The 3841-nt window shown below is 57.7% G+C and carries 4 protein-coding genes; 2 read left to right on the plus strand and 2 right to left on the minus strand.

Annotation, left to right across the window (positions count from 1 at the left end; all coding sequences use genetic code 11):
• Window positions 1–18: 18 nt before the first annotated feature.
• Window positions 19–417, plus strand: a complete 399-nt coding sequence (locus HOC_RS20060) for a hypothetical protein (protein WP_155839374.1) — start codon at window positions 19–21, stop codon at window positions 415–417.
• A gap of 285 nt (window positions 418–702) precedes the next feature.
• Window positions 703–1257 carry a ubiquinol-cytochrome c reductase iron-sulfur subunit gene (gene petA / locus HOC_RS20065; protein ID WP_034742853.1) on the plus strand — a complete coding sequence of 185 codons (555 nt, stop codon included), beginning with the start codon at window positions 703–705 and terminating at the stop codon, window positions 1255–1257.
• 200 nt (window positions 1258–1457) lie between these two features.
• Here the strand turns inward: petA and HOC_RS20070 are convergent, their stop codons facing one another.
• On the minus strand, window positions 1458–2159 hold the full coding sequence (locus tag HOC_RS20070; RefSeq protein WP_034742855.1) for a GntR family transcriptional regulator: 702 nt from the start codon (window positions 2157–2159) through the stop codon (window positions 1458–1460).
• Window positions 2156–3520 (minus strand): formimidoylglutamate deiminase, encoded by a 1365-nt coding sequence (locus tag HOC_RS20075; RefSeq protein WP_034742857.1) that lies wholly within the window; start codon window positions 3518–3520, stop codon window positions 2156–2158. Before HOC_RS20075 ends, HOC_RS20070 begins: the two co-directional genes overlap by 4 nt.
• Between the last annotated feature and the right edge of the window lie 321 nt (window positions 3521–3841).

Consider the following 3841-nt stretch of genomic DNA (forward strand, 5'->3'; position numbering starts at 1 on the left):
AAAAAGAGGATGACATCAATGAAACCAATCTGGATTACCGCCGTCGCTCTATTCGCCTTGTCGCCCGCAGCGCTCGCGCAGGAAGGTCACGCCTCACACGACCATGGTGATAAACCTGCAGTCGAAGCCCCGGCCGACGCGGCGAAGTCCTGCATGCCAGGACAGGACGGATCAAGCGATTGCATGGCAGGCATGAAGGAGAAAATGGCTGATGGTCACATGATGGAACACGGTGAAGGCGCAGGTCACGAAATGGGCGATGCGACGATGGGTGAGATGATGGACCATGGCAGCATGATGGATCATGACAAGATGAACGCCGAAGACTGCCAGGCCAAGCATGAGGCCATGGGGCACAACCCCGACGACTATTGTTCGATGATGCCTGATGGCAAGGACACCGCTCAAACTGAATAGGGCGGATGCCCGGCATCCGTTACGGGTGTCGCCGCCCTTGGCTCGGGGCCTTCATTGTGTAGCCCTCCCTTCCCCCTCAATGAGGGTCCCGAGCCAGAACCAAACCGATGAGTGCCTATTCGGACAGGGCGAGAATGTGTTCCCCCGCCTTCTCGCTCTGGCTCCGCAGTGCTGTCGCGCGTCCCCCGAATATCGGCGACGCGCTGCGGAGCCTTAGTCCGGCACGCAACCGAAGACGCCCTCCGGGGTCAGCTCAAGCGTCCATGAAAGACAGGGTAATGTCCCATGACAGATTTATCTTCTCCAGATAGCGAACGCCGCAACTTCATCTTCATTGCGACGGGAGCCTTTGCTTTCGGAGGGGCTGTCATGGCAGCCTGGCCCCTTGTCGACCAGATGAACCCGGCCGGCGATACACGGGCTTCGAGTTCGCTCGACGTGGATATTTCAAAATTGGAGGCAGGCAGTGAAATCCGGGTGCTGATCGGTGGCTTGCCCTGGTTCATCCGTCGCAGGACCGACGCGGAGATTGCAGCAGCGCGCTCTGTGAACGTTGAACGCCTCCGCGATCCTGAAACTGACGAGGCCAGACTGCGTCCCAAACCCGATGGGACGCTAAACCCCCATATTCTGATCACGTCTGGTATCTGCACCCATCTTGGTTGCGTACCGCTTGGTCCGAATCAGGGAAATGTTGGCGCATATGGCGGCTGGTATTGCCCCTGTCATGGCTCGCAATACGATATTTCCGGAAGAATCAGGGAGGGCCCGGCACCGCTCAACCTGCCTGTTCCCGATTACGTCTACGTGACCGACGACCTGGTAACGATTTCGATTTGAGCGTCAGATTCGCTCTAGAGGCGCTCTGTCACAAGACCAATTGTCCTTCGTCAAACCGGCCGGGGGATGCTGACGACCGACAATTACGAATGCACCTGGGATCTGTTCAGGACCATTCCGGCGCCTTCAGTCGGTTCTTGACCGGATATGTGCTCGAGTGGTGGTAGGCGCAGAGTATTCCACCTGAAGCTAAAGTTGATTCAGATTTCCGTATCAATGCGGTACCCTGGGGCAAAGATGAGCCGAACTGTCGTGATTGTCCGTTCGTTGTTACGGGTCGTCCGGTCAATGACGAACGAAGCCGCCCCCAATTCGCACCCGAGCAGGGCTGCCTCAAACGCGCCTGCAGATATGGCCGAAAAAGCAATGTCGCCTGCAGTGAACGGGACATGAGTGACGAGCCATTCATTGGGACTAAGGTTGGCAAAGTTGACCATATCGTCGGGCGAAACCCAATCAGAACTGATCCAGCGATCCTCAATAACATAGGGTGTGTCATCTGCCGAATGAACGCAGACAATATGAATAACGCCGGCGCGTGGCGCCAATCCCATCAGAGCTGCAACGTGGGGGGGGGGCGTACTGCGCTCCGAAGAAATCAGGTCGTATCCATAAGCGCTTCCCCTCGCGATGATCTCATTGCGAATCACGGGAATCGACATTGTCGCCTTGCGCACCGGATGCATTGCGACGCGTGTGCCGGCCTTGCGCCGGCGATCAAGCAAACCGTCGTCTGCGAGGTTTTGCAGCGCGCGGTTCACTGTGGACCGGGCGCAGCCGAACTCCTGTGCCAGGTCGGCTTCATTGGGTATGAGTTCTCCGGGCTTCCACTGTCGCGAATGAATCCGGTTGAGCACTTCCTTGCGCACCGATTGCCAGTTTTTGAGCGTCTCACGTTTCATATTGCGTCTCCGAGTTCGCGCATGATCTCGCGGTAACGCCCGGTTATCTGGTCATGATCCCGGTGGCGTCCGTTCTGCACCAGATGCCGACCTGCAGACCAGACATCCGTCACGAGACGATCATCACCGGCAAAGATATAGCTGTCGAGCAGCGCATCTCCCGATCGGCTGTCCAGACAGGTACTTTCATCATCGAGCGCGACAAGGTCAGCCAGGACACCTTCCCGGATCTCTCCGCTATTTCGGCCGGCGGCGATCGCCGCGCCCTGATTGACAAGCTCGAACAAATGGCGGCCGGTTGACTGAGGCGGTGCTGCGAGCGCCGCACGGGAGTGATCCCGAAGACGCTGGGAATACTCCAGCGCGCGCAGTTCTTCGGTAAGCGATATGCGGATATTCGAATCCGAACCAATCGCCAGCGCGCCGCCGGCGCCGAGCCAACCGGTTGCATTGAAGATACCATCTCCCAGACTGGCCTCAGTCACCGGGCAGATACCAGCCACGGCGCCGGTCCGGGCGAGCCTTTCTGTTTCTTCGGCTTGCATCTGGATGCAGTGGATGAGGCACCATCTGGGTCCTGCATTACAATTATCCAGGAACCAGGTTACGGGGCGTGCGCCGTAGCGGGCGATCACTTCATCGACTTCGGCCTGTTGTTCCGACAGATGCATGTGGATGGGCCCATCGCCCGCCAGTCGCTCGACCGACTGAATGTCCTCGGCGGCCACGGCTCGCAGGCTGTGGGGCGCTACGCCGGTTCGACAGTCGGCTGGCAAGCTGGAAACGGATTTTGCAACATCTTCTACAAGACGTGCATATCGGTCGAAGTCGTTTCCGAAGCGGACCTGGCCGGGCCCAAGTGGGCGCTTGTCGCAGCCGCCATATTGATAGTGAACGGGCAGGAGGGTCAATCCGATTCCGGTTGTCGATGCGGCCGCAATAATGCGGTCCGACATTTCTGCAAGTCTGTCATAGGGAGCACCGCCTGGCTGATGATGCAGATAGTGAAACTCGACATTGGCCGAATAACCTGCCTCAAGCATTTCCATTTGGACAAAGGCAGCGATGCCCTCGACATGGTCCGGATTCAGTCGATCGAGAAAGCGAAACATCAGTTGCCGCCAGGTCCAGAAAGTGTCCCGCGGATCGGGGCCCCGCCTTTCGGTCAACCCTGCCATGGAACGCTGGAACGCGTGCGAATGGATGTTGGCTGGCGACGGAAGCAGTATGCCGACTATCTGTCCCTGGGGAGACGTATCTGCGGTGACAGAACGGATTATTCCATCGAGGCTGGTTTCGATACGAACCGCGTTGGCCCAGCCGTCTGAGAGAAGCGCTGTCCGAGCCCAGATTACGGCCATTATGTTCTTCCTTGACTCATTTTTATGTACGCACATATAAAATGACTGACGACAACAGGCAACAAAAATCATGTTACTGACCCATGCTACGCTTGCGACTCTTGATGGAGACGCGCCTTACGGTCTTGTCCCTGACGGGGCGGTCTGGACAAGGGGGGACCGATTGGCATGGGTCGGCCGGATGGCGGACATTCCCGAAGATGCACGCGAGGTTGACGCTTTAGATATGGAAGGCCGTCTGCTCACGCCAGGTCTCATCGATTGCCACACGCATATTGTGCATGGCGGCAATCGTGCCAGCGAATTCGATATGCGTCTGCA

The sequence above is a fragment of the Hyphomonas oceanitis SCH89 genome, assembly GCF_000685295.1.
GTDB lineage: Bacteria > Pseudomonadota > Alphaproteobacteria > Caulobacterales > Hyphomonadaceae > Hyphomonas > Hyphomonas oceanitis.

Coding starts and splice junctions, on each gene's coding strand:
- HOC_RS20075 (WP_034742857.1), bottom strand. CDS start 3,520: ATGGCCGTAATCTGGGCTCGGACAGCGCTTCTCTCAGACGGCTGGGCC.
- HOC_RS20070 (WP_034742855.1), bottom strand. CDS start 2,159: ATGAAACGTGAGACGCTCAAAAACTGGCAATCGGTGCGCAAGGAAGTG.
- HOC_RS20060 (WP_155839374.1), top strand. CDS start 19: ATGAAACCAATCTGGATTACCGCCGTCGCTCTATTCGCCTTGTCGCCC.
- petA (WP_034742853.1), top strand. CDS start 703: ATGACAGATTTATCTTCTCCAGATAGCGAACGCCGCAACTTCATCTTC.